The 26,046-nt window shown below is 70.5% G+C and carries 26 protein-coding genes; 17 read left to right on the forward strand and 9 right to left on the reverse strand.

The window, feature by feature from the left end:
* The first annotated feature begins 20 nt into the window (after positions 1 to 20).
* Positions 21 to 641: a Maf family protein gene (locus LZ604_RS06160; RefSeq protein WP_234513218.1), complete on the forward strand. Its 621-nt coding sequence runs from the start codon at positions 21 to 23 to the stop codon at positions 639 to 641.
* Positions 642 to 680: 39 nt separating this feature from the next.
* Here the strand turns inward: LZ604_RS06160 and LZ604_RS06165 are convergent, their stop codons facing one another.
* Positions 681 to 1,229: a hypothetical protein gene (locus LZ604_RS06165; RefSeq protein ID WP_234513219.1), complete on the reverse strand. Its 549-nt coding sequence runs from the start codon at positions 1,227 to 1,229 to the stop codon at positions 681 to 683.
* A gap of 363 nt (positions 1,230 to 1,592) precedes the next feature.
* Between LZ604_RS06165 and LZ604_RS06170 the strand changes: the two genes are divergently transcribed.
* Positions 1,593 to 3,365 (forward strand): acetyl/propionyl/methylcrotonyl-CoA carboxylase subunit alpha, encoded by a 1,773-nt coding sequence (locus tag LZ604_RS06170; RefSeq protein ID WP_234513220.1) that lies wholly within the window; start codon positions 1,593 to 1,595, stop codon positions 3,363 to 3,365.
* 305 nt (positions 3,366 to 3,670) lie between these two features.
* Here the strand turns inward: LZ604_RS06170 and LZ604_RS06175 are convergent, their stop codons facing one another.
* Both LZ604_RS06175 and LZ604_RS06180 read right to left on the reverse strand, forming a co-directional pair.
* The gene (locus LZ604_RS06175) at positions 3,671 to 4,636 is read right to left on the reverse strand and encodes a DeoR/GlpR family DNA-binding transcription regulator (RefSeq protein WP_308283566.1); all 966 of its coding nucleotides are present in this window, start codon (positions 4,634 to 4,636) and stop codon (positions 3,671 to 3,673) included.
* A gap of 123 nt (positions 4,637 to 4,759) precedes the next feature.
* On the reverse strand, positions 4,760 to 6,208 hold the full coding sequence (locus tag LZ604_RS06180) for an NAD(P)H-quinone dehydrogenase (RefSeq protein ID WP_234513222.1): 1,449 nt from the start codon (positions 6,206 to 6,208) through the stop codon (positions 4,760 to 4,762).
* A gap of 95 nt (positions 6,209 to 6,303) precedes the next feature.
* On the opposite strand from LZ604_RS06180, the gene LZ604_RS06185 reads away from it, so the two are divergent.
* From LZ604_RS06185 to LZ604_RS06200, 4 genes are all read left to right on the forward strand, one after another.
* Complete coding sequence (locus LZ604_RS06185) at positions 6,304 to 6,741, forward strand: gamma-glutamylcyclotransferase family protein (protein ID WP_234513224.1); 438 nt, start codon at positions 6,304 to 6,306, stop codon at positions 6,739 to 6,741.
* 500 nt (positions 6,742 to 7,241) lie between these two features.
* Positions 7,242 to 8,066 carry a purine-nucleoside phosphorylase gene (locus LZ604_RS06190; RefSeq protein WP_234513225.1) on the forward strand — a complete coding sequence of 275 codons (825 nt, stop codon included), beginning with the start codon at positions 7,242 to 7,244 and terminating at the stop codon, positions 8,064 to 8,066.
* Positions 8,067 to 8,319: 253 nt separating this feature from the next.
* Positions 8,320 to 9,951, forward strand: a complete 1,632-nt coding sequence (locus LZ604_RS06195; RefSeq protein ID WP_234513226.1) for a phospho-sugar mutase — start codon at positions 8,320 to 8,322, stop codon at positions 9,949 to 9,951.
* Between the two features lie 438 nt (positions 9,952 to 10,389).
* Positions 10,390 to 11,781: a NucA/NucB deoxyribonuclease domain-containing protein gene (locus tag LZ604_RS06200; protein ID WP_234513227.1), complete on the forward strand. Its 1,392-nt coding sequence runs from the start codon at positions 10,390 to 10,392 to the stop codon at positions 11,779 to 11,781.
* Positions 11,782 to 11,845: 64 nt separating this feature from the next.
* Here LZ604_RS06200 and LZ604_RS06205 read toward each other — a convergent pair whose 3' ends face one another.
* Together LZ604_RS06205 and LZ604_RS06210 are read right to left on the reverse strand one after the other, a co-directional pair.
* A complete protein-coding gene (locus LZ604_RS06205) occupies positions 11,846 to 12,304 on the reverse strand; it encodes a hypothetical protein (protein WP_234513228.1) in 459 nt (152 codons plus the stop codon).
* Positions 12,305 to 12,445: 141 nt separating this feature from the next.
* The gene (locus tag LZ604_RS06210) at positions 12,446 to 12,895 is read right to left on the reverse strand and encodes an ATP-binding protein (protein ID WP_234513229.1); all 450 of its coding nucleotides are present in this window, start codon (positions 12,893 to 12,895) and stop codon (positions 12,446 to 12,448) included.
* Between the two features lie 156 nt (positions 12,896 to 13,051).
* On the opposite strand from LZ604_RS06210, the gene LZ604_RS06215 reads away from it, so the two are divergent.
* Both LZ604_RS06215 and LZ604_RS06220 read left to right on the forward strand, forming a co-directional pair.
* Entirely contained in the window at positions 13,052 to 13,927 is an 876-nt protein-coding gene (locus tag LZ604_RS06215; RefSeq protein WP_234513230.1) for a helix-turn-helix domain-containing protein, read from the forward strand.
* Positions 13,924 to 14,169, forward strand: coding sequence for a DUF397 domain-containing protein (locus LZ604_RS06220; RefSeq protein ID WP_234513231.1), 246 nt, complete (start codon positions 13,924 to 13,926; stop codon positions 14,167 to 14,169). The genes LZ604_RS06215 and LZ604_RS06220 overlap by 4 nt, the downstream gene beginning before the upstream one ends.
* Positions 14,170 to 15,136: 967 nt before the next feature.
* On the opposite strand, the gene LZ604_RS06225 is transcribed toward LZ604_RS06220, so the two are convergent.
* Positions 15,137 to 15,838, reverse strand: a complete 702-nt coding sequence (locus LZ604_RS06225; protein ID WP_234513232.1) for a PH domain-containing protein — start codon at positions 15,836 to 15,838, stop codon at positions 15,137 to 15,139.
* A 114-nt stretch (positions 15,839 to 15,952) separates the two neighbouring features.
* Here LZ604_RS06225 and deoC point away from each other — a divergent pair, with 114 nt between their 5' ends.
* Genes deoC through LZ604_RS06240 form a run of 3 tightly spaced genes read left to right on the forward strand, consistent with a single transcriptional unit; the run spans position 15,953 to position 19,254 of the window.
* A complete protein-coding gene (gene deoC, locus LZ604_RS06230; protein WP_234513527.1) occupies positions 15,953 to 16,909 on the forward strand; it encodes a deoxyribose-phosphate aldolase in 957 nt (318 codons plus the stop codon).
* Positions 16,910 to 16,925: 16 nt separating this feature from the next.
* Positions 16,926 to 18,362 (forward strand): aldehyde dehydrogenase family protein, encoded by a 1,437-nt coding sequence (locus LZ604_RS06235; RefSeq protein ID WP_234513528.1) that lies wholly within the window; start codon positions 16,926 to 16,928, stop codon positions 18,360 to 18,362.
* Positions 18,355 to 19,254 (forward strand): aldehyde dehydrogenase family protein, encoded by a 900-nt coding sequence (locus LZ604_RS06240; protein WP_234513234.1) that lies wholly within the window; start codon positions 18,355 to 18,357, stop codon positions 19,252 to 19,254. The genes LZ604_RS06235 and LZ604_RS06240 overlap by 8 nt, the downstream gene beginning before the upstream one ends.
* A gap of 148 nt (positions 19,255 to 19,402) precedes the next feature.
* On the opposite strand, the gene LZ604_RS06245 is transcribed toward LZ604_RS06240, so the two are convergent.
* Positions 19,403 to 19,804: a hypothetical protein gene (locus LZ604_RS06245; protein WP_234513235.1), complete on the reverse strand. Its 402-nt coding sequence runs from the start codon at positions 19,802 to 19,804 to the stop codon at positions 19,403 to 19,405.
* 63 nt (positions 19,805 to 19,867) lie between these two features.
* Here LZ604_RS06245 and LZ604_RS06250 point away from each other — a divergent pair, with 63 nt between their 5' ends.
* Entirely contained in the window at positions 19,868 to 20,569 is a 702-nt protein-coding gene (locus tag LZ604_RS06250) for a uridine kinase family protein (RefSeq protein ID WP_267971051.1), read from the forward strand.
* A 168-nt stretch (positions 20,570 to 20,737) separates the two neighbouring features.
* Here the strand turns inward: LZ604_RS06250 and LZ604_RS06255 are convergent, their stop codons facing one another.
* A complete protein-coding gene (locus LZ604_RS06255; protein ID WP_234513237.1) occupies positions 20,738 to 21,475 on the reverse strand; it encodes a SigE family RNA polymerase sigma factor in 738 nt (245 codons plus the stop codon).
* 271 nt (positions 21,476 to 21,746) lie between these two features.
* On the opposite strand from LZ604_RS06255, the gene afsQ1 reads away from it, so the two are divergent.
* The 5 genes from afsQ1 (at position 21,747) to LZ604_RS06280 (ending at position 25,598) form a co-directional block, all read left to right on the forward strand.
* The gene (gene afsQ1 / locus LZ604_RS06260) at positions 21,747 to 22,424 is read left to right on the forward strand and encodes a two-component system response regulator AfsQ1 (RefSeq protein WP_121887427.1); all 678 of its coding nucleotides are present in this window, start codon (positions 21,747 to 21,749) and stop codon (positions 22,422 to 22,424) included.
* Positions 22,322 to 23,983, forward strand: a complete 1,662-nt coding sequence (locus LZ604_RS06265) for an ATP-binding protein (RefSeq protein WP_267971025.1) — start codon at positions 22,322 to 22,324, stop codon at positions 23,981 to 23,983. Before afsQ1 ends, LZ604_RS06265 begins: the two co-directional genes overlap by 103 nt.
* Positions 23,980 to 24,594: a hypothetical protein gene (locus LZ604_RS06270; RefSeq protein WP_234513239.1), complete on the forward strand. Its 615-nt coding sequence runs from the start codon at positions 23,980 to 23,982 to the stop codon at positions 24,592 to 24,594. Before LZ604_RS06265 ends, LZ604_RS06270 begins: the two co-directional genes overlap by 4 nt.
* A gap of 99 nt (positions 24,595 to 24,693) precedes the next feature.
* On the forward strand, positions 24,694 to 25,245 hold the full coding sequence (locus LZ604_RS06275; protein WP_234513240.1) for a VanZ family protein: 552 nt from the start codon (positions 24,694 to 24,696) through the stop codon (positions 25,243 to 25,245).
* A gap of 146 nt (positions 25,246 to 25,391) precedes the next feature.
* The gene (locus LZ604_RS06280; protein WP_234513241.1) at positions 25,392 to 25,598 is read left to right on the forward strand and encodes a PspC domain-containing protein; all 207 of its coding nucleotides are present in this window, start codon (positions 25,392 to 25,394) and stop codon (positions 25,596 to 25,598) included.
* A gap of 101 nt (positions 25,599 to 25,699) precedes the next feature.
* On the opposite strand, the gene LZ604_RS06285 is transcribed toward LZ604_RS06280, so the two are convergent.
* Complete coding sequence (locus LZ604_RS06285; RefSeq protein WP_234513242.1) at positions 25,700 to 26,026, reverse strand: ATP-binding protein; 327 nt, start codon at positions 26,024 to 26,026, stop codon at positions 25,700 to 25,702.
* Positions 26,027 to 26,046 lie beyond the last annotated feature (20 nt).

Genomic DNA, 26,046 nt, shown 5'->3' on the forward strand with positions numbered 1-26,046 from the left:
CGCGCCGATACGCTGAGCGCATGACCGATCAGTCCCGTCGCCGCTTGGTGCTCGCCTCCCAGTCCCCCGCCCGCCTCGGACTGCTCCGGCAGGCCGGCCTCGACCCCGAGGTCATCGTCAGCGGGGTCGACGAGGACGCCGTCACCGCTCCCACTCCCGCGGAACTCGCGCTCGCGCTGGCCGAGGCCAAGGCATCCGTCGTCGCAGCGAAGCCCGAGGTGAAGGGCGCGCTGGTGATCGGCTGCGACTCGGTCCTCGACATGGACGGCGAAGCCCTCGGCAAGCCCGCGGACGCGGCGGAGGCGACGGCCCGCTGGAAGTCGATGCGCGGCCGGGCGGGCACCCTGCAGACCGGTCACTGCATCTACGACACGATCAGCGGCCGGTACGCGTCCGCCACCGCGTCCACCGTGGTCCGCTTCGGCGAGCCGACGGACGAGGAGATCGCCGCGTACGTTGCCTCGGGTGAACCCCTCTACGTGGCGGGTGCCTTCACTCTCGACGGCCGTTCGGCGCCCTTCATCGACGGCATCGACGGCGACCACGGGAACGTCATCGGTATCTCGCTGCCGCTGGTCCGCCGACTGCTGGCCGAACTGGGCGTGGCCATAACCGAGTTGTGGGCGCCGCGGGAGAAGTGAGCGACCGCCCGCCGCCCGGCCCCGGGCCGGGCGCGGGTTTCAGGGAGTGACGGGTGCCGGCCCGCCGCCCTCGGGGGTTCCCTCCTGCTCCATCGCCTCTCGGGCGTCTCGCGCCTCTCCGGCCTCCCGTGCCTCTCCTGGAGCGCTCCCGCCGTCCCCGGGGCCGCCCTGCGCGGACCAGGGGCCGGCCTGGCCCTCGTGGCGGTCGTACGTCATCAGGGTGAGCAGTATCAGCCCGAACACGACCATCAGGAACGCGAACGCTCCCCAGCCGACCAGACCGACCGTGAAGGCGCCGAGCAGGGCGTGCACCACCGCGGCGCTGATCAGCAGGATGCGCCAGAAGCCAGACGGGGAGCGGTCGCGCACGGCCACCAGCAGGGCGGCGAGCCCGCACAGCGCGAAGTAGAGCCCGAAGACGACGCCGCCCACCTTCGACGACGTGGCCATCGCATCCGGGTCGAGCCCCGCCAGTGACATGTTCTGCCGGTCCACGAGCGTGCCGAGGAACCAGTTCAGCATCCCGATGCCGAACGCCTCCACGACGAGGACCACCGCCACGATCCCTGCCACCGGTCTACGGACCACCGGCCCCCACCCACCTTCGAGCGCGCTGCGTGTCACTCCGAGTACCTTCGAGACATCGGGAACGCTACTAACGGGTAAACCTCGGGACAAGAGGCCTGGCGGGGGCAAAGTTTCGTTGGGCCATTAGTAGGGACTCCACAAAGAAACACGACCCCCGGCAGGACTACTTCATAGAGACCTTGACCACACCGGAGGGCTAGGGTTTTCCGGTGGATTCCCCTGTACGGCGGTGCGACAAGGGATTTCGCAGGTGGAGTGAGCCTCGTTTCACGCTCCGTGTGGGCAAGCTCACCTCTGGGGACGGGTCGAAACGTCGTGTCGGCTGTCCCTAAACTCGGCTTGTTTCAAGGAGAGGGAGCCAACGTGCGCAAGGTGTTGATCGCCAACCGTGGCGAAATCGCTGTCCGTGTCGCCCGGGCCTGCCGTGACGCCGGGATCGCGAGCGTGGCCGTGTACGCCGACCCGGACCGGGACGCCCTGCACGTCCGCGCGGCGGACGAGGCATTCGCCCTGGGCGGTGACACCCCCGCCACCAGCTACCTGGACATCGAGAAGGTACTCCAGGCCGCGAAGGACTCCGGCGCGGATGCCATCCACCCCGGTTACGGCTTCCTCTCCGAGAACGCCCACTTCGCCCAGGCCGTGCTGGACGCCGGGCTGATCTGGATCGGCCCGCCGCCGCAGGCCATCCGCGATCTGGGCGACAAGGTCGCGGCCCGGCACATCGCCCAGCGCGCCGGTGCCCCGCTGGTCGCCGGTACGCCCGACCCGGTCTCCGGCGCCGACGAGGTCGTCGCCTTCGCCGAGGAGCACGGCCTGCCCATCGCCATCAAGGCCGCCTTCGGCGGTGGCGGGCGCGGTCTGAAGGTGGCCCGCAACCTCGAAGAGGTCCCCGAGCTGTACGAGTCCGCGGTCCGTGAGGCGGTGGCCGCCTTCGGCCGCGGCGAGTGCTTCGTCGAGCGCTACCTGGACCGGCCCCGCCACGTGGAGACGCAGTGCCTGGCCGACAGCCACGGCAACGTGGTCGTCGTCTCCACCCGTGACTGCTCGCTTCAGCGCCGCCACCAGAAGCTCGTCGAGGAGGCCCCGGCTCCCTTCCTGAGCCAGGAGCAGCTGGATGAGCTGTACGGGGCGTCGAAGGCCATCCTCAAGGAGGCCGGCTACGTCGGCGCGGGCACCGTGGAGTTCCTCGTCGGCAACGACGGCACGATCTCCTTCCTGGAGGTCAACACCCGTCTGCAGGTCGAGCACCCGGTGACCGAGGAGGTCGCCGGCATCGACCTGGTCCGCGAGATGTTCCGCATCGCCGACGGCGAGGAACTGGGCTACGGCGACCCCGAACTGCGGGGTCACTCCATCGAGTTCCGCATCAACGGCGAGGACCCGGGCCGTAACTTCCTGCCGGCCCCCGGCACGGTGACGAAGTTCGCCCCGCCGTCCGGTCCCGGTGTCCGCCTGGACGCGGGCGTGGAGTCCGGCAGCGTCATCGGCCCGGCGTGGGACTCGCTGCTCGCCAAGCTGATCGTCACGGGCCGCACCCGCAAGGAGGCGCTGGAGCGTGCCTCCCGGGCGCTGGAGGAGTTCCAGGTCGAGGGCATGGCCACGGCGATCCCGTTCCACCGTGCGGTGGTCAGGGACCCTGCGTTCGCGCCGGAACTGACCGGTTCCACCGACCCGTTCACGGTGCACACCCGGTGGATCGAGACCGAGTTCGTCAACGAGATCAAGCCGTTCACGGCGCCCGCCGAGGCGGAGGCCGAGGAGGAGCCGGGCCGCGAGACCGTCGTGGTCGAGGTCGGCGGCAAGCGCCTGGAGGTGTCGCTGCCCTCGTCGCTGGGCATGTCGCTGGCCCGTACGGGCCTGGCGGCGGGCGCCAAGCCCAAGCGCCGCGCGGCCAAGAAGTCCGGGCCGGTGGCCTCCGGTGACTCCCTCGCCTCGCCGATGCAGGGCACGATCGTCAAGGTCGCCGTCGAGGAGGGCCAGGAGGTCAAGGAGGGCGACCTGGTCGTCGTCCTCGAGGCGATGAAGATGGAGCAGCCGCTGAACGCGCACAAGGCGGGCACCATCAAGGGCCTCGGCGCCGAGGTCGGCGCGTCCATCACCTCCGGCGCCCTGATCTGCGAGATCGTGGACTGACCCGCACATACGACACCCGGGAGCGCCCGGCGGCCCGAACCCTCGGCCCGCCGGGCGCTCCCGTTCCTGGCCTGTGGGTCACGTGCATGACACTCCTGCCGGCTGACGGCAGATCAGGTGAGGCCTGCCGACAGCGGATCGAGTGAGGACCGACTGCCGGCCGATGAGGTGAGGACGCGACTGCGCGCCGGGGGACACAGGCGAGGACCCGGTCTCGGTGTGCGCACGGCCGCGGCCGGCCTGGAGTCGGGCGCGGCGCCCGTCCGCGGCCCTGGGGTCCGAGCCAGGTGATCGGCGGAAATCCCCTAGCGGCGGCGCAGGTCCGCGACCCGGGCGCGCTCCCCCGTCGGCGGCTCCCCGAGGACCGTCGCGCTGCGCAGCTGCGGGCCGCCGCCGGGGACCTGGCTGCGGCGGGGGCCGGGGAGCGGCACCTCACGGCGCGGCTGACGGCCCGCCGGGCCCGCGTCACCCCCCGAGGAGCCCCCGCCCGACGCCCCGGCGACCGCGATCTGCACACCCTGATCGGCCAGGGCCTGCAGCTCGGTGGCCGCGCGGTCGTCGTGGGCGGGCGGCTCGTCCGTCACCAGCCGGGTGATCACATCCGTGGGCACGGTCTGGAACATCGTGTCCGTACCGAGCTTGGTGTGGTCGGCGAGGACGACGACCTCCGCGGCCGCCTGCACCAGCGCGCGGTCGACGGACGCCGACAGCATGTTGGACGTGGACAGCCCCCGCTCGGCGGTGAGCCCGCTCCCGGACAGGAAGGCCTTGGAGACCCTCAGGCCCTGGAGCGACTGCTCGGCGCCGCTGCCGACGAGGGCGTAGTTGGAGCCGCGCAGGGTGCCGCCGGTCATCACGACCTCCACGCGATTGGCATGGGCCAACGCCTGAGCCACCAGCAGCGAGTTGGTGACGACGGTCAGCCCCGGCACCCTCGCGAGCCGGCGCGCCAGCTCCTGCGTGGTGGTCCCCGCCCCCACCACGATGGCCTCGCCCTCTTCCACGAGGCCCGCGGCGAGGTCGGCGATGGCGGTCTTCTCGGCGGTCGCGAGATGGGACTTCTGCGGAAAGCCGGACTCCCGCGTGAACCCGCCCGGCAGTACCGCACCGCCGTGCCGGCGGTCGAGGAGTCCTTCTGCCTCCAGCGCGCGCACGTCCCGCCGTACGGTCACTTCGGAGGTCTGGACGACGCGGGCGAGCTCACGGAGCGACACGGCACCGTTCGCTCGCACCATTTCGAGGATCAATTGACGACGTTCTGCAGCGAACACGAAACTGACAGTAACCCCAACGACCGTCTGGTTTCAGCAGTTTGCGCCGAATAACAGAAGTTGTTCGCACGGCAGGGCGGAAAGTGGTATACGCGCCCAGTCCCGGCACCTATGTCCTACGTGTCAGACGGCGCCCGCGGCCTTGCGGGTGTGCAACTGCCGTGCCACCTCGGCGATCGAGCCCGACAGGGAGGGGTACACGGTGAAGGCGTTCGCGATCTGTTCGACCGTCAGATTGTTGTCGACCGCGATCGAGATGGGATGGATCAGCTCGGACGCGCGCGGTGCGACGACCACACCACCGACGACGATCCCGGTGCCGGGCCGGCAGAAGATCTTGACGAAGCCGTCCCGGATGCCCTGCATCTTGGCGCGCGGGTTGCGCAGCAGGGGCAGCTTGACCACCCGTGCGTCGATCTTGCCCGCGTCCACATCGGCCTGGGAGTAGCCGACGGTCGCGATCTCGGGGTCGGTGAAGACGTTCGAGGAGACGGTCTTGAGGTTGAGCGGGGTCACCGCGTCGCCGAGGAAGTGGTACATGGCTATGCGCCCCTGCATGGCGGCGACCGACGCGAGGGCGAAGACGCCGGTGACGTCACCGGCGGCGTACACGCCCGGAGCCGTCGTACGGGAGACCTTGTCCGTCCATATGTGCCCGGACTCGCGGAGCTTGACCCCGGCCTCCTCCAGGCCCATACCGCTGGTGTTGGGTATCGCGCCGACGGCCATGAGGCAGTGCGACCCGGTGATGACCCGCCCGTCGGCGAGGGTGACCTCGACCCGGTCGCCGACCCGCTTGGCGGACTGCGCGCGCGAGCGGGCCATGACGTTCATACCGCGGCGGCGGAAGACGTCCTCGAGGACGGCCGCGGCGTCCGGGTCCTCGCCGGGCAGCACGCGGTCGCGCGAGGAGACGAGGGTGACCTTGGAGCCGAGGGCCTGGTAGGCGCCGGCGAACTCGGCACCGGTGACACCGGACCCCACGACGATGAGCTCCTCGGGCAGCTCGTCGAGGTCGTAGACCTGGGTCCAGTTGAGGATGCGCTCCCCGTCCGGCTGGGCGTCGGGCAGCTCGCGCGGGTGACCGCCGGTGGCGATGAGCACGGCGTCGGCGGTGAGGGTCTCCTCGCTGCCGTCCGCGGCCCGTACGACGACCTTGCGGGATCCGTCCAGGGCCTGCATGCCCTCCAGCCTGCCGCGCCCGCGCATGACCCGGGCGCCGGCGCGCGTGACGGACGCGGTGATGTCGTGGGACTGGGCGAGCGCGAGACGCTTCACCCGCCGGTTGACCTTCCCGAGGTCGACCCCGACGACACGGGCCGCCTGCTCCAGGGGCGGGGTGTCGTCGGCCACGATGATGCCGAGCTCCTCGTACGAGGAGTCGAAGGTGGTCATCACCTCGGCCGTCGCGATGAGCGTCTTCGACGGCACGCAGTCGGTGAGCACCGACGCCCCGCCCAGACCGTCGCAGTCGGCGACGGTCACCTCCGCGCCGAGCTGCGCGGCCACCAAAGCCGCTTCATATCCGCCGGGTCCGCCACCGATGATCACGATCCGAGTCACGTACCCCATTGTCCCGCACGTTCGGGGTGCGTCTCCTCCGGGGGCTGCCGCTGGTGCTTCTGTTACACAAGAGACTGCCGGGGCACTGCCGTACTCTCATCTCCATGTCGCTCTACGCCGCGTACGCCGGCAACCTCGACGCGCGGCTGATGACCCGCCGCGCACCCCACTCGCCGATGCGCGCCACCGGCTGGCTCGACGGCTGGCGGCTGACCTTCGGGGGCGAGCACATGGGCTGGGAGGGAGCCCTGGCGACGATCGTCGAGGACCCGATGTCACAGGTCTTCGTCGCGCTGTACGACATCGCACCCATGGACGAGGAGTCCCTGGACCGCTGGGAGGGCGTGGGGCTGGACATATACCGCCGTCTGCGGGTCCGCGTGCACACGCTGGAGGGCGAGGAGTCCGCCTGGACCTACGTCCTGAACGGCTACGAGGGCGGCCTTCCGTCGGCCCGCTACCTGGGCGAGGTCGCGGACGCCGCGGAGTCGGCCGGGGCGCCCCACGATTACGTGATGGAACTGCGCAAGCGGCCCTGCTGACGGGACCCCGCTCCCCGGAACGGCTGCCGCGCGGGCCACGGACCGGGCCGACGGGCCCGGAGGGAGGCCAGGCCCCGACCGCAGACCGGCTGCCGCTCCCGAATCGGCTGCCGCTCCCCGATGGGCTGCCGCTCCCCGATCTGCCGCCGGCCGTCGCTCCGCCCCCGCCGCAGGTTCTCCCGCCGGGTGCACTCGCCCGGCTCCCGCCCCCACCGCTTGCCGTGCCCCCCGCACACGTCCCACACCGGCACACGTGCCCGAACCCGGTCGCCACCAGCACCGGCGTACGCCCCACGTGCCCTCCCGCCCCTTCTGCCCCTGGGGCCCCTCCGGCCCCTCCCGCCGCCGGACGGCCGCCTTCCCGCGCCCCGCGCCGCATCCGACCGCCCCCTCCACCCCAGGCCGGAGCACTTCATCGTCGGAAACGACAAGACAACGATCGCATTCCCGTGACCTCCGTCATCTACGCGCGTAGGCCGAGAGCGGCTACCCTCTTGCGCGTGAACGCATCTCTTCTTCCGGACGACATCCAGGGCGACCCCTACGCCGCCGCCGACTCCGCCGCCGCGCGCCTGCGCGAGCTGACGGGTGCCGAGACCCACGACGTCGCCCTAGTGATGGGCTCCGGCTGGGCGCCGGCCGTCGACGCCCTCGGCGAGCCTGAGGCCGAGTTCCTGGTCACCGAGCTGCCCGGCTTCCCGCCGCCGGCCGTCGAGGGCCACGGCGGCAAGATCCGCTCCTACCGGATCGGCGACAAGCGCGCCCTGGTCTTCCTGGGCCGCACGCACTACTACGAGGGCCGCGGTGTGGCCGCCGTCGCGCACGGTGTGCGTACCGCCGTCGCCGCCGGTGCCAAGACCGTGGTCCTCACCAACGGCTGCGGTGGCCTGCGCGAGACCATGCGCCCCGGCCAGCCGGTCCTGATCAGCGACCACATCAACCTGACGGCGACGTCCCCGATCGTCGGCGCCAACTTCGTCGACCTGACGGACCTGTACTCCGCGCGCCTGCGCACCCTGTGCAAGGAGGTCGACCCCTCCCTCGAGGAGGGCGTCTACGCGCAGTTCACCGGCCCGCACTACGAGACCCCGGCGGAGATCCGCATGGCCCGCGCCATCGGCGCGGATCTGGTGGGCATGTCCACGGTTCTCGAGGCGATCGCCGCGCGCGAGGCGGGTGCCGAGGTCCTCGGTATCTCCCTGGTCACGAACCTGGCCGCGGGCATGACGGGCGAGCCGCTGAACCACGAGGAGGTCCTCCAGGCGGGCCGCGACAGCGCCACGCGCATGGGGGCCCTGCTCGCCCAGGTGCTGCACCGCCTGTAAGGCACCACTGCGCCGGACGGCCGAATGCTGCCGTCCTGAGCGGGAAGACGATGCGGCACACACGCCCCCGGTGGGCCGTCGCTCCGGCGGCGGCCCCCCGGGCGGGCGTATCCGTCGGCAGCGGCCGGTACGCCACCGGCTCTGGCGCCCTGTCCCCGCCCGGCCTGCGCGTTTCCACCCGGCCGCCGCGTTTCCGCCCGGCCGCCGCGGGCGATGCCACACCCACAGACACACAACGAGAGGTTGACCCGACGTGCACGACGAACTCATCGCACGGGCCCAGGCGTGGCTGGCCGAGGACCCCGACGCGGAGACCCGTGAGGAACTCGCCAAGCTGATCGACGCCGGGGACCACGCCGAGCTCGCCGCGCGCTTCGCCGGCACCCTCCAGTTCGGCACCGCCGGACTCCGCGGTGAACTGGGCGCCGGGCCCATGCGGATGAACCGCTCGGTGGTCATCCGCGCCGCCGCCGGTCTCGCCGCCTACCTCAAGTCCCAGGGCCAGGGCGACGGGCTCGTGGTCATCGGCTACGACGCCCGCCACAAGTCCGCCGACTTCGCCCGGGACACAGCGGCCGTGATGACGGGCGCGGGCCTGCGCGCGGCCCTCCTGCCCCGCCCGCTGCCCACCCCTGTCCTCGCCTTCGCCATCCGGCACCTCGGCGCGGTCGCAGGCGTGGAGGTCACGGCCAGCCACAACCCGCCCCGCGACAACGGTTACAAGGTCTACCTCGGCGACGGCTCCCAGATCGTGCCCCCCGCCGACGCCGGGATCGCGGCCGAGATCGACGCGATCACCACCCTGACCGCCGTTCCCCGCCCGGACTCCGGCTGGGAGGTCCTGGACGACAGCCTCCTCGACGCCTACCTGGCCCGTACGGACGCCGTGGTCTCCCCCGGCTCCCCGCGCACCGCCCGCACGGTCTACACGGCGATGCACGGTGTCGGCAAGGACGTCCTGCTCGCCGCGTTCGCCCGGGCCGGCTTCCCCGCACCGGTGCTGGTCGCCGAGCAGGCCGAGCCCGACCCCGACTTCCCGACCGTCGCCTTCCCCAACCCGGAAGAGCCCGGCGCCATGGACCTGGCCTTCGCGAAGGCCCGCGAGACGGAACCCGACCTCGTGATCGCCAACGATCCCGACGCCGACCGCTGCGCCGTCGCCGTCGAGGACGGCTCCGGCTGGCGCATGCTGCGCGGCGACGAGGTGGGCGCCCTGCTCGCCACGCACCTGGTCCGCCGCGGGGTCACCGGCGCCTTCGCCGAGTCGATCGTCTCCTCCTCCCTGCTCGGCCGTATCGCCGAGAAGGCGGGACTGCCGTACGAGGAGACCCTCACGGGCTTCAAGTGGATCTCCCGTGTGGACGGGCTGCGCTACGGCTACGAGGAGGCCCTCGGCTACTGCGTCGACCCCGACGGCGTCCGCGACAAGGACGGCATCACGGCCGCGCTGCTGGTCACCGAGCTGGCGTCCGTGCTGAAGGCCGAGGGCCGCACCCTGCTCGACCTGCTCGACGACATCGCCGTCGAACACGGGCTGCACGCCACGGACCAGCTTTCGGTGCGCGTGGAGGACCTTTCGGTCATCGCCGACGCGATGCGTCGCCTGCGCGAGCAGCCCCCGACCCGGCTCGCGGGTCTGCCGATCACCCGAGCCGAGGACCTCACCCAGGGCACGGACCGGCTCCCGCCCACCGACGGCCTGCGCTACACCCTCGACGGCGCCCGCGTGATCGTCCGCCCCAGCGGCACCGAGCCGAAGCTGAAGTGCTACCTGGAGGTCGTGGTGCCCGTCGCCTCGCCCGCCGACCTTCCCTCGGCCCGGGCGAAGGCCACGGACCTGCTGACCACGATCAAGCACGACCTGTCGGCAGCGGCCGGCATCTGACCGGCCGGCCTCTGCCCGCGGCGACAGCCGCGGGCAGAGCCATGCCGTGCGGCGGGCGAGGCGAGGGCCACCGGGAGGATCCCGGGGACGCTCAGAATCCCAAGGTGATCTGGACGACGTAGACGCGCCTGCACGACGCAGAACTATCGCTCGCCCAGTAACCGGAGTGCTCCAGCGCGAGGCCCTCCGCAACACGGACACCATCGACCCGGAGCCTGCAGGGTCCGGTGGGTCCCGGTTCCAGGGCACCGTGCGCCCACCAGAGCGTTTACTTCGTGCCGATTCGTGATGGCATTTCAGTCATCGCGCGATGCAATCGCGACAGAGGTGAATTCCTCATGCCTGTGAGGCCCTTTATCTGATACCCCTGTGTGGACTCTCGCCGTACGGCGTGTCCTGAAACAGGGGGTATCGATGACAAGACATCCGTCCTGGTGGGTGGGAATACGCACCGCCGCCGTGTTGTTGCCCGCCTTCCTGATCCCGCTAACCACACCGCTTGATGTGGCGCACGCGGGCGGTGGCGACGCCGCGCGTATGGAAAATCATGTGCTGCCTCTGAACAGCAAGACACCAGGTTTGACTGAGCTTCAGCAGTCCAAGGGCGTCGACAAGTTGCGGCAACTGGCAGCCACGGAAACCTCGCAACCCCTCTTGCCGCGCGAGACCGTCGGCCCCGCCAGGACTTATGCACCATTGTCCACGAAGGCGTCGGAAAGGCCCACCGCCCTGACGCAACATCCCCTGGCCGCGACTGCAGTCCCGGTGGTGCGTTTGCCAGAGCCCTCCCACTCCATGACACCGGCCGAGTGCGTACGCGGCCTCGGCACCTCGCAGTTCTACATCAAGTCGCGCTTCGCCGTCTGCTCGGGCGTCCAAATGAACCAGGTCTGGCGACTGAACGGAAGACCGGCCGGAACCAGCAGCTTCGACGTGATGGCGATAGGAACAATCCCGAAAGACAGCCGCACGGTTACGATCACCTACTACTTCACGGGATTCACCGCGACCGGTGTCAACAGTGCCGCCGACATGGGCATCGTGACCAACGGGAAAATCGCACAGAGCTGGCCCGCGTCCGTCAAATACACTCAAGGCGGCGCGAAGATGCCGACCACCAGGACCTGGGCTCAACTTCTGGAGAAGGGAAGCCTTAAACATACGGTCACCGCTGCCGCGGGCCACGGGAGCGCTGGGGCCAAGACCGACTCTGAATTCGCCGTCTATCAGCCCACCGTCGCCATCAAAGCCCCACCCGGGTGGGTCGTGTCCTCTCCTCCGACAGACCACAAGCTCTTCATACTGCCTCCGCGCTGGGACAAAGCCGCCTACCTGCCCAACAAGACCGCCGGAGCCGCGGCCTTCAGCATCCTCCCCACGCTGCAGTACAGCACCGCACGCAACGCGCCAGAACGGGGCGTTGCACTGCACATCCAAAAGGCCTTCACCAAACCGTTCACCACGCTCCCTCCCAGCACTAGAAAGGAATTTCCAGGGCGTACCGCCGATGCACCATTGACGCGACTCTACTGGGACAGCACCCGCCGGAAGGAGAACTATAATGTCTCCGTCTACAACTGTAAGAAGTATTTCGGCGCCAACTACACCGCACACAACACCAAGGAGTGCGACGAATACCCGTTCCAAAGCACGTATGAGGGCGCCGCGCGCTGGAAACACGACCACCTGGGAGAGCCCAACAACTTCAGCGTGATGCCGGTGAAGAAGCAAGAAAACAGTGCCGCTGGCTCGCTGCTCGCGCAGTTCTATGACAAGAACCGTGTTCTTGACGGACCCGACGACGGATTCCTAGTCGCAATCATATCCTGACCGACTTAGAAAAGACCAAGTCTGCGGCCCTGATCACGCAGTTGCGATCAGGGCCGTCGGGCTATTACGTCGCCGGCCAGAACTGGGCAACGTAACGCTCTACCCCCTCCACAGCACCTTCCTCCGCCAACTCGGCAAGTGCTTCCCGCCCCGCGCACACCACACGCACGGACCAGTTTCCCGGGCCATCGGACAGCTGGATCTCCTCCAACATCGGGCCAGCGGTCATCGACCTCGCCTGAAGCCTGCCTGACGAGCAGAAGATGCTCGCCATGGCACTCTCCTCCCATTTACCTGAAGGAACAGGAGGCTCGGCATCCCACACCTCGACGGCGAGAGCAGCGAGGTGGGTGTGACCCGCACTCGTGAAGTCGAGGCGCCCAGGGCGCACAGCAAGAAAGACACCGTGGTCGAAGCCCTCGGGAAACGGCACCGGCACCTGCCGATCGTCCCAATCCTCCAGCGCAAAGGCGCCGTGATCGACTTCCACCGGATACTCCCGACGGCTGACCAGCTCCGCCACCGCTCCTCCTCATGCTGTGCGCAATGCGTCGCACCTAGCATGACCGATCATGAGGTCGGCCGTACGGCAGAACTGACCGCCCACCCGCACAGCGGGACGTGGGCGGTGTGTCGGACGTTGACGTGCGTGACGCCGATGTGGTCATTCGGCCGGGAGCGGCTGCCCGGCGTGCGTGCCCCCACCCACGCTCAGCTCGGCCCATACCGTCTTGCACGGGTACGGTCCGGACGCGACGCCCCAGCGGTCGGCCACCGCTTCGACGACGACCAGGCCCCGGCCTGACTCGGCGTCGGCGGCCGGGTGCTGGGGTGCCGGGAGGCGGTCACCCCGGGCATCGGTGACCTCGATCCGGAGGGTGTCGCCGACGACGTAGAGCGTGAGCCGGAAATCCCGACCGGGGACGCGGCCGTGCGTGATGGCGTTGGCGGCCAGCTCGGCAACGACCTGGCTGGCCCGGCCCACGTCCAGCCCCCAGGAGCGGAGTTGCTCCGCAGCTAGAAGACGGGCGAGGCGCGCTGCGCGGGGCGTGGGGGACAGCGGCTGGCTGAAGTTGCGGACGGGGGTGACGAGTTCGGCGGATTTCTGGTTCACGTCACTCAGCGTGGCGGCCCCCGCCTACTGTGAACAGTGACAACGCTGATACGTACGGTGACTGTCCGACGCTTGTCCGGTGGTGTCCGGGCTTGTCGGGACGGCGCGTACGGGTACGGCCGTTGCGGCACGACGGCACGGAAGAGGGGGCGCGCGATGACGGTCGACGGCGAGGCGGTACGGCTCAAGACCGAGGCTGACGAGCCGGGTTGGGAAGTGGATCCCGACGACGAGTGGGGGCTCGCGATCATCGCCACCGTCGGACGGCAGCTGAAGCTGCGCCGGGAGGCGGTGGGCATGCGGGCCGCCGAGTTCGGGACGGTCGTCGGCTACGGCGAGGACATGGTCTACAAAATCGAGAGCGGGAAGCGCATCCCTCGGCCCGAGTTCCTGGACAGGGCGGACGAGGCGCTGGGGGCGGGCGGGCTGCTCTCGGCGATGAAGGAGGACGTGGCCAAGGTCCGGTATCCGAAGAAGGTACGGGAGCTGGCGCAGTTGGAGGCGCAGGCGGTCGAGATCGGGGTTTACGAGAGCCACAGCGTCAACGGCCTCTTGCAGACGCCGGACCACGCGAGGTCGCTGTTCGAGGCGATGCAACCCCCATACTCGCCGGACGAGGTCGAGCGCATGGTGGCGGCCCGCATGGCCCGACGGTCGGTCTTCGAGCGTGCGCCCGCTCCCGCGCTCAGCTTCGTCCAGGAAGAGGCGGCGCTGCGGCGTCCCATCGGGGGCAGAATGGCCTGGCGACAGCAGCTCGAACATCTGTTGGAGGTGGGTCGGCTGCACAACGTCGTTCTTCAAGTGATGCCGCTGAACAGCGAGACCCACTCCGGCCTGGACGGGAGGATCGAAATGCTGAAGTTCGGAGACGGCACGGCAGTGGGCCGCTCCGACGGCGCGTTCAACGGCCGCCCGACTTCCGACCCGAAACAGCTCCGCGTTCTCGAGCTGCGGTATGGCACCATCCGGGCTCAGGCACTCTCGCCGGGGGAGTCGCTCGCCTTCATCGAACAACTGCTGGGAGAAACATGATCCGCAAGACCGCTGCCGGGGACGCCTCGGAGCTGGCGTGGTTCAAAAGCAGCTACAGCAGCGGTAACGACGGCAACTCCTGCGTCGAGATCGCAATAGCGCCCCGCACCGTCCACATCCGCGACTCCAAGAACACGGAAGGCCCCCGGCTCGCCGTGGCCTCCGGGGCGTGGTCCGTTTTCCTCCCCTACGCCGTGAGGCGTTCCGCTCCGGCGACGCCGACGGGGTGCGCACGGCCCTGACCGGGAGTCCCGCGACCACCGCCGCGATCAAACCGGTGGCAGCGGCTCGACGGGGAAGCACCCGGTCCGGCGGAGCGTCCCCGCACGCCTCGTGATCCGGGTAGACGCACAGGGTTCGACCGTTCGCCCGCAGCATGGGATGGGTCCACGTCTCCGTGGCCTCGGGCACAAGCACCTGCGTCGTGTGGCCCGCTCCACGTCGTGGACGACCAGCGACAGGATGTTCCAGCCCAGGTCTCCCATCGCGGGACCCTGCTCCGGATGGTTCTCCGGACCCGCGGCCTGCACGACGTAGAACCGCTCGCCCACCCGGTAACCGGAGTGCTCCAGCGCGAGCCCCTCCGCAACGCGGACACCGTCGACCCAGAGCATGCAGCGGCCCGACGGGGCCTGGATGTGCACCGCGCGGTGCCGGTGGTCGGGGGTGAACGCGACGTCGATCCCGTACGCGGTCCAGCAGTCCGTGAAACCACTGCATGCGCCGGGGGCCGGACCGGTGCGGTTCCAGAGGTTGTCCGCCCGGCCGTCGGCCGGGTCCTGGCTGCACGTCTTCGGGTCCCGGCAAGGTCTGTCGATACGACGTGTGCATCCGATCCCGATGGCCGCCATCCCGAGGCGAGGCGAGGGACAGGCGTTCGACAAGACGGGCACGGTAACGTTCCGGGCCGACGAGGGCGAGGAGGTCGTCTCCTCGTCTCTCCACCACTCCAGCAGGTCGGTCCCCACCGGGGAGCGGCGCAACCAGTCCTGCCACTCCTCGCCCCAAGCCTCCCGGCGGTGGGCCCGCCGATCCGCCTTCGCCTCCCCGAGCCTCTTCCTCCTGCGGGGTTCCCGGGCATATCGGCGGATTTTCCGATTGTCCGCAGGACAGGTGCTACGGCACCGGCGAATCCCTCACCGCGCTGTCAGCGGCACCGCGACACTCCGGGCAGCACCGCCGTGGCGTACGCCTTGCCTCCGGCCGGCCTCAGCCCACCGCCAGCAGAATGGCGAGCACCACCGCTCCGGCGACCGCCGGCCCCACGATCTCGTAGGCCCAGCGGACCGTCACCTCTCCCTGGGCCCGCTCGTCGTGCTCCCGGGCTTCGTGGAGCTCCTGCAGATCACTCATGGTCTGGTCGGACGCGGCACGGACGGGCCCGGACCGCCCGGTGCCGCCCGGCCCATCGACGCCCGGAGAACCGAAGACGCCCCGGGTACCGAGCCGCCCCACGCGGTCCGACCCGCGCTGCCCCGCCCCGGCGGCCCGCGCCTCCTGCCGTATCGCCCTCTTGCGCGCCCGCATCGACACGGGCACCGCCCACAGCTGGTACGTGGTGCCGGACTGGGAGACGACCTCGTTGGAGTAACGGGACCGCAGGGCCGCGACCTGCCCCCACGGCAGGACGATCACGCGGAAGGGGTTGCGGATGCGGAGCCGCTCGTCGTTGGCGTAGACGGCCGGCCGCAGGCTGAAGGCGACCACCAGCGGCACGATGAGGATCATCGCGGCGAGCGCCATCCACGGGGTCCGGCCATGGCCGGTGAACAGCGCGTCGAAGCCGAGCCACCCGATGATCGCGAGCAGCAGGACACCGCCCGCGATGCCTCCGGACGACCGGTAGACCCGGTCCCTGACCTCGGAGGCCGGCGGCTGCGGCGCTGATGACTCGTGCTCGGGCGTCGTCATGGTGCCGATTGTGCACGACGGGCCCCGCGCCGTCGTGGGCGGTCTCGCCGGAGTTGCGATGCGCACACGGGGGTGTACAGCCGCTACGCGCGTAGATATGCTCGTCTGGTGACCATGCCCCCCTCTGCACCTGCATCTGCTCTCAGTGACGTCACCGCGTCCGACAGCACGCTGCGCCGCTTCCTGCACGGGCTGCCCGGCGTCGACGCGGTCGGCCTGGAGGCGCGCGCCGCCTCGCTCGGCACCCGTTCCATCAAGACCACCGCGAAGGCGTACGCCATCGACCTCGCCATCTCGATGGTCGACCTGACGACGCTGGAAGGCGCGGATACCCCGGGCAAGGTCCGGGCGCTCGGCGCCAAGGCGGTCCATCCCGACCCCACGGACCGGACGACCCCCACGACCGCGGCCGTCTGTGTCTACCCCGACATGGTGGCCGTCGCCAAGGAGGCCGTCGCGGGCTCCGGTGTGAAGGTCGCGTCCGTCGCCACCGCCTTCCCCGCGGGCCGCGCCGCGCTCGAGGTGAAGCTGGCCGACGTGCGCGAGGCCGTGGCCGCGGGCGCCGACGAGATCGACATGGTCATCGACCGCGGGGCGTTCCTCGCGGGCAGGTACCTGAAGGTGTACGACGAGATCGTCGCCGTGAAGGAGGCCTGCGGGACGAACGCCCGGCTGAAGGTCATCTTCGAGACGGGCGAGCTGTCCACGTACGACAACATCCGTCGGGCCAGCTGGCTCGGCATGCTGGCGGGCGCCGACTTCATCAAGACCTCGACCGGCAAGGTCGCCGTCAACGCGACCCCGCCCAACACCCTGCTCATGCTGGAGGCCGTCCGCGACTTCCGCGCCCTGACCGGCGTCCAGGTCGGCGTGAAGCCCGCCGGCGGCATCCGCACCAGCAAGGACGCGATCAAGTTCCTGGTCCTCGTCAACGAGACCGCCGGTGCCGACTGGCTCGATAACCACTGGTTCCGCTTCGGCGCCTCCTCGCTCCTGAACGACCTGCTGATGCAGCGTCAGAAGCTCGCCACCGGCCGCTACTCCGGCCCCGACTACGTGACGGTGGACTGAGACCCTCATGAACAACGTGTCATCCGCATTCGAGTACGCACCGGCGCCCGAGTCCCGCTCGGTCGTCGACATCGCCCCCTCCTACGGCCTGTTCATCGACGGCGAGTTCACCGAGGCGGCCGACGGCAAGGTCTTCAAGACGATCAGCCCGTCCACCGAGGAGGTCCTCTCCGAGGTCGCGCAGGCCGGTTCCGAGGACGTCGACCGTGCGGTCAAGGCCGCCCGCAAGGCTTTCGAGAAGTGGTCGGCGCTGCCGGGCTCGGAGCGGGCCAAGTACCTGTTCCGTATCGCCCGCATCATCCAGGAGCGCAGCCGCGAGCTGGCCGTCCTGGAGACGCTGGACAACGGAAAGCCGATCAAGGAGACCCGCGACGCGGACCTCCCGCTGGTCGCCGCGCACTTCTTCTACTACGCGGGCTGGGCCGACAAGCTGGAGCACGCCGGGTTCGGCCGCAACCCGAGGCCGCTGGGGGTCGCGGGCCAGGTCATCCCCTGGAACTTCCCGCTGCTGATGCTGGCGTGGAAGATCGCCCCGGCGCTGGCGACCGGCAACACGGTCGTCCTCAAGCCCGCGGAGACCACGCCTTTGAGCGCCCTGTTCTTCGCGGACATCTGCCGCCAGGCGGGCCTGCCCAAGGGTGTCGTCAACATCCTTCCGGGCTACGGCGACACGGGTGCCGCGCTCGTCGCCCACCCTGACGTGAACAAGGTCGCCTTCACCGGTTCCACGGCCGTGGGCAAGGAGATCGCCCGCACGGTGGCCGGTACGAGGAAGAAGCTCACCCTCGAACTGGGCGGCAAGGGCGCCAACATCGTCTTCGACGACGCGCCGATCGACCAGGCCGTCGAGGGCATCGTGAACGGCATCTTCTTCAACCAGGGCCAGGTCTGCTGTGCGGGTTCCCGCCTGCTGGTCCAGGAGTCGATCCAGGACGAGCTGCTGGAGTCCCTCAAGCGCCGCCTGTCGACCCTGCGCCTCGGCGACCCGCTCGACAAGAACACCGACATCGGTGCGATCAACTCCGCCGAGCAGCTGGCCCGGATCAGCGCGCTCGCCGAGCAGGGCCAGGCGGAGGGCGCCGAGCGCTGGTCCCCGGCCTGCGAACTGCCCGAGAGCGGCTACTGGTTCGCCCCGACGCTCTTCACGAACGTCACCCAGGCGCACACCATCGCCCGCGACGAGATCTTCGGCCCGGTGCTGTCGGTCCTCACCTTCCGCACGCCGGACGAGGCGGTCGCCAAGGCGAACAACACTCAGTACGGCCTGTCGGCCGGCATCTGGACCGAGAAGGGCTCGCGGATCCTGGCCGTCGCGAACAAGCTGCGGGCCGGTGTCGTCTGGTCCAACACGTTCAACAAGTTCGACCCGACCTCGCCGTTCGGCGGCTACAAGGAGTCGGGCTTCGGCCGCGAGGGCGGCCGCCACGGCCTGGAGGCGTACCTCGATGTCTGAGAAGACCGAACAGCAGCGACTCACTGTCTTCAAGACCTACAAGCTGTACGTCGGCGGGAAGTTCCCGCGTTCCGAGAGCGGCCGGGTGTACGAGGTGACGGACTCCAAGGGCAACTGGCTGGCCAACGCTCCGCAGTCCTCCCGCAAGGACGCCCGTGACGCGGTCGTGGCCGCGCGCAAGGCGTTCGGCGCATGGTCCGGCGCGACGGCCTACAACCGTGGCCAGGTCCTCTACCGCGTCGCGGAGATGCTGGAGGGCCGCCGGGAGCAGTTCGTGCGCGAGGTGGCCGAAGCGGAGGGCCTTTCCAAGTCCAAGGCGGCGGCGGTCGTGGACGCCACGATCGACCGCTGGGTCTGGTACGCGGGGTGGACCGACAAGATCTCCCAGGTGGTCGGCGGCGCCAACCCGGTCGCGGGCCCGTACTTCAACCTCTCCTCACCGGAGCCCAGCGGCGTGGTCGCCGTCGTGGCCCCGCAGGAGTCGTCCTTCCTGGGCCTGGTCTCGGTCGTGGCCCCGGTGATCGCCACGGGCAACACCGCGGTCGTGATCGCGTCCGAGAAGGCCCCGCTGCCGGCCCTCTCGCTGGGCGAGGTGCTGGCCACCTCCGACGTGCCGGGCGGTGTGGTCAACGTGCTGTCCGGCCGCACGGCGGAGATCGCTGCGCCGCTCGCCGCGCACCAGGACGTCAACGCGATCGATCTCGCCGGTGCCGACGAGGGTTTGGCGAAGGAACTGGAGATCGCCGCGGCGGACAACCTGAAGCGCGTGCTGCGTCCACAGCCTGTGGATTACTTCGAGACGCCGGGCATCGAGCGCCTGACGGCCTTCCTGGAGACGAAGACGGTCTGGCACCCGACGGGGTCGCTGGGCGCTTCCGGCTCGTCGTACTAGAGGCGCTTCTCCGTACGGGCCCGCTTCTCCGTACGGGGCCCGCTTCTCGTAGCGGACGCGCTCCTCGTACCGGAGACGTACGCGGAACAGCGGAGCCGCGCTTCCCGCCGTCCAGGGGAAGCGCGGCTCTGCGTCATGGGGCCGCGGGTCAGCGCGTCCCGCGGAGCACCTGGCCGACCACCGGAACACTGCCGAGCGACTGCGCCTGGGCCACCGGCCGGGTCAGGGCCTGCGACGACAGCGGCTTGAAGTCGGCGACCTGCGTGGCGACGCCGTTGTCCAGCGGGTCGACGCCCGTGCCCGCCAGCGGATTCGGCTTGAGGCCCGAGAGCGGCCCGGTGACCCGTCCCACGATCCCGCTCAGCTGCTGAAGGCCCTGCTGGGGCCCGGCCTGGTCGAGCGAGACGGGCCGGGTGCGCATCACGTCCAGGACGGGGGCGCTGTCCGCCGATGCCGCGGCCGCGCCCGCCCCCAGCGCGGCGCCCGCGGTCGCGATGAGGACGAGGGCTCGCCGGGCGGTGGGGTTCTTGGGGGAGGCGTGTCGTGCCATGACTGCTGCCACCTTTTCACTGCGAAGGGTAATGATGTCGACACGCAGGGTAGTTGAGTCGTGATGTGTGCTCCAAACGTCGACCCGCGGGGTCGGCACGGTGTACGGAATGCGTCAGACTGGTGTCTCGTGAGTTCCCATCCTCCGGCCCCCGCCCGCGTCGTGCTGCTGTGCGGCCCCTCCGGCTCCGGCAAGTCCCTCGTCGCCGCCCTCTCCGGGCTTCCCGTGCTGCGACTGGACGACTTCTACAAGGAGGGCGACGACCCGACGCTGCCCCTGGTGGAGGGGAGTTCGGACATCGACTGGGACCATCCGCGGTCGTGGGACGCGGACGTCGCGGTCGCGGCCATCGCCGAACTGTGCGCCACGGGCCGTACGAGGGTGCCTGTGTACGACATCGCGCTGAGCGCACGCACGGGCGAGGAGGCGCTGGACATCGACCGTACGCCGGTGTTCATCGCGGAAGGGATCTTCGCCGCCGAGATCGTGGCGCGCTGCCGGGAACTGGGCCTGCTCGCCGACGCCCTGTGCCTGACGCGCGGGCCCCTCACCACGTTCCGCCGCCGCTTCGTGCGCGATCTCAGGGAGGGCCGCAAGTCGGTCCCGTTCCTGCTGCGCCGCGGCTGGCGGCTGATGCGCGCGGAGCGGTCGATCGTCGCCCGCCAGACGGCTCTCGGCGCGTACGCGTGCGACCGGAACGAGGCGCTGAGCCGGCTCGCCGCGGCGACCACGGGACGGCCGGCTCCGGCCGGAGCCGCGGCCTAGCCGGACCTCGGCCCCGCCCACCACCGCAGGGACGACGAAAAGCGGGACTGGACGGACCCCCCGGCCCTCCAGTCCCGCTCTCCCGCGCACCCCGCGTGTCCCCCGTCGCGGTGCTCCCCCGTGCTTCCCCCGTCCCCCCAGGTGGTGCTCCCCCGTGCCCCCCGTCCCTCAGGCGACAAGCTCGCCGAAGGACTCCTCCTCGTCACGGCCGAAGCTGAGGACCTCGTCCTCGCGCAGCCGGCGGAGCGACCGCCAGATGCTGGACTTCACCGTGCCGACACTGATGTCGAGGATCTCCGCGATCTCCGGGTCCGTGCGGCCCTCGTAGTAACGCAGGACCAGCATGGTGCGCTGGAGTTCCGGCAGTCGGGCGAGCGCCTGCCACAGGACGGCGCGCAGCTCGGTGCCCCGCATCGCGTCCGTGTCGCCGGCGGTCTCCGGCAGCTCCTCGGTCGGGTACTCGTTCAGCTTGCGGCGGCGCCACGCGCTGATGTGCAGATTCGTCATCGTGCGCCGCAGATAGCCACCCACCGCGGCCTTGTCACTGATCCGGTCCCAGGCCCGGTACGTCGAGAACAGCGCGCTCTGCAGCAGGTCCTCGGCCTCGAACCGGTCACCGGTCAGGTGGTAGGCGGTTGCGTACAGGGAGGCGCGGCGCTCCTCGACATAGGCGGTGAACTCCGCCTCCGTCACCGAGCGGCGCTCCCCCGATGCCTCCCCGTACGCGGCTCCCCCGTGAGCTTCCCCCGTGTGCGCGTCAACCACCGTCATATACGCGGTGTGCTGACGCCCGGTGCCGCGAGCGCACCCCCGCCCGCTCACGGCACCGGACTTCTCCGTGTTCCGGGTGACGTCGTGAAGACGCGTGACAACTGCGCTTGTGCTGTTGCTGTGCAGCGTGTTCATCTTGCGCCCCCCGTCGTGGACCCGGTCTTCCGTGCGGCCTTGCTTGTGTCGAAAAGCTTGCCCGGGCGACTTCATGGCCGTGTCCGTCGACTGTCACAGAGCTGTCACAGGGGCCGGCCACAGCCGTTTCACAGCGTCATCACAGAAAAGAGCCGTACGATTACGCAGCCGTTCCGTCCGCCCGCGTCGCGGACCGCGAGAGGGCCGGGGCCGCTCACACAGTCGCTCCGGCAGTCGATAGACGGCCGCGGTATGGGTCAGAATGGCCCCCGTGCCTTCCCTGTTGCTGATCGAGGACGACGACGCCATCCGAACGGCCCTGGAGCTCTCACTGACGCGCCAGGGACACCGTGTGGCCACCGCTGCCACCGGAGAGGACGGCCTGAAGCTGCTGCGTGAACAGCGGCCGGATCTGATCGTGCTGGACGTCATGCTGCCCGGCATCGACGGTTTCGAGGTGTGCCGGCGGATCCGGCGCACCGACCAGCTGCCGATCATTCTGCTGACCGCGCGCAGCGACGACATCGACGTCGTGGTCGGGCTGGAGTCCGGCGCCGACGACTACGTCGTCAAGCCCGTGCAGGGGCGGGTCCTCGACGCCCGGATCCGGGCCGTGCTGCGCCGCGGCGAGCGGGAGGCCAGCGACTCGGCGACGTTCGGCAGCCTGGTCATCGACCGGTCGGCGATGACGGTCACCAAGAACGGCGAGGACCTCCAACTCACCCCGACGGAACTGCGACTGCTGCTGGAGCTGAGCCGGCGGCCCGGACAGGCCCTGTCCCGGCAGCAGCTGCTGCGGCTGGTGTGGGAGCACGACTATCTGGGCGACTCACGGCTCGTCGACGCATGCGTCCAGCGGCTGCGCGCCAAGGTCGAGGACGTGCCCTCGTCGCCCACGCTGATCCGCACGGTCCGTGGCGTCGGATACCGGCTGGACGCTCCTCAGTGACCGATCCGTACAGGGGGCTCCGCGGCTGGGCCGCGGCACGCAGGGCGGTGCAGTCACGCCTGCGCTTCACCAGTCTCAGACTGCGCCTGGTCGTGGTCTTCGGACTCGTCGCGCTGACCGCGGCGGTGTCGGCGTCCGGCATCGCGTACTGGCTCAACCGCGAGGCCGTGCTCACCCGCACCCAGGACGCGGTGCTGCGCGACTTCCAGCAGGAGATGCAGAACCGGGCGACGTCGCTGCCGGTGCACCCGACGCGCGACCAGTTGCAGCACACCGCCGGGCAGATGGCGAACAGCAGCCAGCGCTTCAGCGTGCTGCTGGTGGCGCAGGACGAGCACGGCAGGACCGTGACCGGCAACTCGGACCTGGACACCTTCACGCTGGAGGACGTGCCCGCGTCGCTGCGGAAGGCGGTCGACAAGCAGCAGAAGACGTCGGACGCGAAGGACTCCTACCACCTGTACTGGCAGCGGATCGTCGAGGACGACAAGCCGTACCTGGTGGGCGGCGCCAAGGTGATAGGCGGTGGGCCGACCGGCTACATGCTCAAGTCCCTGGAGCCGGAGGCGAAGGACCTCAACTCGCTGGCCTGGTCGCTCGGTATCGCCACCGGTCTCGCGCTGATCGGCTCGGCGCTGCTCGCGCAGGCCGCCGCCACGACCGTGCTGAAGCCGGTGCACCGCCTCGGTATCGCGGCCCGGCGGCTGGGCGAGGGCAAGCTGGACACGCGGCTGAGGGTGTCCGGCACCGACGAACTGGCCGAGCTGTCCCGGACCTTCAACCGTGCCGCCGAGTCCCTGGAGAAGACGGTCGCGGACATGAGCGCCCGCGAGGAGGCGTCCCGGCGCTTCGTCGCCGACATGTCCCATGAGCTGCGCACTCCGCTCACGGCGATCACGGCCGTCACCGAGGTCCTGGAGGAGGAACTGGACGCGGAGACCGGCGGCATCGACCCGATGATCGAGCCGGCCGTACGGCTCGTGGTCAGCGAGACCCGGCGGCTGAACGACCTCGTCGAGAACCTGATGGAGGTCACCCGCTTCGACGCGGGCACCGCCCGGCTGGTCCTGGACGACGTGGACATCGCCGACCAGATCACCGCGTGCATCGACGCCCGTGCCTGGCTGGACGCCGTCGAGCTGGACGCCGAGCGCGGCATCATGGCCCGCCTCGACCCGCGGCGGCTCGACGTGATCCTGGCGAACCTGATCGGCAACGCGCTCAAGCACGGTGGCTCGCCGGTACGGGTGTCCGTGCGCGAGGAGGGCGAGGAGCTGGTCATCAGGGTGCGGGACCACGGTCCCGGCATCCCGGAGGACGTCCTGCCGCATGTCTTCGACCGCTTCTACAAGGCGAGCGCCTCACGGCCGCGTTCCGAGGGCAGCGGCCTCGGACTGTCCATCGCGATGGAGAACGCGCACATCCACGGCGGCGAGATCACGGCCGCCAACTCCCCCGACGGCGGGGCGGTGTTCACGCTGCGCCTGCCGCGCGACGCGTCACCGCTGGTCGAGGAGGAGCAGCGGAACGGGAACGGCACCAAGGGGAACGCCCGATGAACAGACGAGGCGGACGCCCCTGGCTCGCCACCGCGCTGCTGGCGACGCTGCTGGCCGGCTGCGGTATCCGTGCCACGCAGGTGCCGACGGACTTCGGTCCCGCGCCGTCCCGGGTGCCGTGCGCCCTGTCCGGTTCGGAGCCCTCGACGCAGGCGGGCCGCGGCATACCGGTCCAGGTGTTCCTGCTGTGCGCCTCGCAGCTCGTGCCGGTGGACCGTTTCGTGCGCATCCCGGACGGCGCCGCCGAGGCGGCGCGCCGGGTGCTGGTCGCGCAGGGGCTGATCGACCAGCTCGCCATGACACCGCCGTCCGCGGAGAAGCAGGCGGGGTACGCGACGGACGTGCCCGGCGGAATCAAGGTCAGCGGCCCACGCGGCAGGGACGCGGCGGACACGTTCCGGCTGAGCACCCGCCCGGACAGCCTCGCCTCGTACGCACTCGCCCAGATCGTCTGCACGTTCGCCGACTCGGAGGCGACCACCGCCGACGACGGCACCGTCGTCCTCGGCGGCCCGGACGCACAACCGCTGCGCCGCTACGCGTGCACGGCCGAGGTGCGCTCCCGCCCGGGCACGGTGGCACCGCCGTCGACGGAGGTGTCCGGGGGCTGAGCCCCGGGGCGCGCCCACGGCGGCCCGGTCGCCCCGCAGGCGGAGGAGCAAAAAGGCGGAAGGGGAACCGATCCCGCCGGGCGTGACGTCTTGGGGGGCGTGCAGCGTCAAGGCTCAGACGGCGGCAGCGCCGTGATCCGCATCCGTGTGGCCGGGGGTGTCCTCCTCGTCGCGCATCTGGCCCTCGTCGCCTGGATCACGCTGCGCCCCCTGGACGTTCCCTGGGTGAGGCCCGCCAATCTGCATCCGCTCGCCGGTATCAGAGCCGATCTGGCCCTGGGCTGGCCGGAGGCGGCCCGCCGCATCGGCAAGGGGCTGGCGCTGCTCGCACCGCTCGGGGTGCTGCTGCCGATGGCGGGCGGCCGGCTCGACGGCTCCCCGCTCGCCTCGCTGGCCCGTGCGGTCGCCACGGGCACCCTGGTCTCCCTGGGGATCGAGCTGGTGCAGACCGGGGTGCCCGGCCAGGTCGTCGACATCGACTCGATCCTGCTGAACACCGTCGGGGTGGCGCTGGCCCATGTGCTGGTCGTGCCGACGGCGAGGGCCCTGCTCCGCCGCCGGGCCGAGTCACGGCGACGGGCCGCCCACCCGCGGGAGGAGACGGCTCAGGGTCGGACCCCGACGATTCCCAGGGTCGGAATAGCTCCTTAGAGCGACGCTTCTCCCGCTTCGTCCCCGTAGCGTGGAACACATCGGAGACGTCGAAGGCATCGACACGGTCGAGGACTTGGGCACCGATCGGACGCCCCGGCAGCCGCCGGGAGCCGTTTCCCGCCACGGTTCGCGAAGGAGTCTCAATGACCGCCCTTACCCGCCCCACCCACGGACGGATGATCGGCGGAGTGTGCGCAGCGCTGGCACAGCGCTTCGGCACCTCCGCGACCACGATGCGGGTGATCTTCCTGCTGTCGTGCCTGCTCCCGGGCCCGCAGTTCCTGCTCTACATAGCCTTGTGGATCCTGTTCCCGTCGGAGGACAAGGCCGGGACCCGCACGGCCTGGTGACGGTCGCACGGTCCGGACGCCGGACGCCGATGGGCGCCCCTGTTCGGTCGGGGGCGCCCATCGGCGTCGGGGGCTGAGGCCCCGTCGGGGCCGAGGCCCCGTCAGGTCAGCGGGATGCCGTTCACCGGCACGCCGTGCAGCGGCAGCGTCTTGACGGGCAGCCCGCCGAGCAGACCGCCGACCGGCGCGGCCGGCCCGTCGGCCGCGGCCTTTCCCACGGCGCCGAGGGCGCGCTGCCCCTGGCCGAGCGCCTCGCCTGCGCCGGGCAGCGCGCCGGCGACGTTGCCCAGCGGCAGCGCCTGGGTCGCGGTGTCCGGCCCGGCGACGTCCGGCACGGCCGGGGCCGCGCTCGCGACGCCCGCGCCCACGGCGGCGAAGGCGGCACCCAGGGCGGCGACCCCGAGGGTTTTGGCAGCAGACTGCTTCATGATGAATGCGTCCTTGGATC

Source organism: Streptomyces glomeratus (assembly GCF_021462825.1).
Classification (GTDB): Bacteria; Actinomycetota; Actinomycetes; order Streptomycetales; family Streptomycetaceae; genus Streptomyces; species Streptomyces glomeratus.

What these genes read in the sequence shown, in the direction of transcription:
- deoC (WP_234513527.1), top strand. Translation starts at nt 15,953, where the DNA reads ATGCCCCCCTCTGCACCTGCATCTGCTCTCAGTGACGTCACCGCGTCC.
- LZ604_RS06185 (WP_234513224.1), top strand. Translation starts at nt 6,304, where the DNA reads ATGTCGCTCTACGCCGCGTACGCCGGCAACCTCGACGCGCGGCTGATG.
- LZ604_RS06280 (WP_234513241.1), top strand. Translation starts at nt 25,392, where the DNA reads ATGACCGCCCTTACCCGCCCCACCCACGGACGGATGATCGGCGGAGTG.
- LZ604_RS06180 (WP_234513222.1), bottom strand. Translation starts at nt 6,208, where the DNA reads ATGGGGTACGTGACTCGGATCGTGATCATCGGTGGCGGACCCGGCGGA.
- LZ604_RS06225 (WP_234513232.1), bottom strand. Translation starts at nt 15,838, where the DNA reads ATGACGACGCCCGAGCACGAGTCATCAGCGCCGCAGCCGCCGGCCTCC.
- LZ604_RS06215 (WP_234513230.1), top strand. Translation starts at nt 13,052, where the DNA reads ATGACGGTCGACGGCGAGGCGGTACGGCTCAAGACCGAGGCTGACGAG.
- LZ604_RS06220 (WP_234513231.1), top strand. Translation starts at nt 13,924, where the DNA reads ATGATCCGCAAGACCGCTGCCGGGGACGCCTCGGAGCTGGCGTGGTTC.
- LZ604_RS06160 (WP_234513218.1), top strand. Translation starts at nt 21, where the DNA reads ATGACCGATCAGTCCCGTCGCCGCTTGGTGCTCGCCTCCCAGTCCCCC.
- LZ604_RS06240 (WP_234513234.1), top strand. Translation starts at nt 18,355, where the DNA reads ATGTCTGAGAAGACCGAACAGCAGCGACTCACTGTCTTCAAGACCTAC.
- LZ604_RS06255 (WP_234513237.1), bottom strand. Translation starts at nt 21,475, where the DNA reads ATGAACACGCTGCACAGCAACAGCACAAGCGCAGTTGTCACGCGTCTT.
- LZ604_RS06270 (WP_234513239.1), top strand. Translation starts at nt 23,980, where the DNA reads ATGAACAGACGAGGCGGACGCCCCTGGCTCGCCACCGCGCTGCTGGCG.
- LZ604_RS06265 (WP_267971025.1), top strand. Translation starts at nt 22,322, where the DNA reads ATGCGTCCAGCGGCTGCGCGCCAAGGTCGAGGACGTGCCCTCGTCGCC.
- LZ604_RS06245 (WP_234513235.1), bottom strand. Translation starts at nt 19,804, where the DNA reads ATGGCACGACACGCCTCCCCCAAGAACCCCACCGCCCGGCGAGCCCTC.
- LZ604_RS06285 (WP_234513242.1), bottom strand. Translation starts at nt 26,026, where the DNA reads ATGAAGCAGTCTGCTGCCAAAACCCTCGGGGTCGCCGCCCTGGGTGCC.
- LZ604_RS06250 (WP_267971051.1), top strand. Translation starts at nt 19,868, where the DNA reads ATGTGTGCTCCAAACGTCGACCCGCGGGGTCGGCACGGTGTACGGAAT.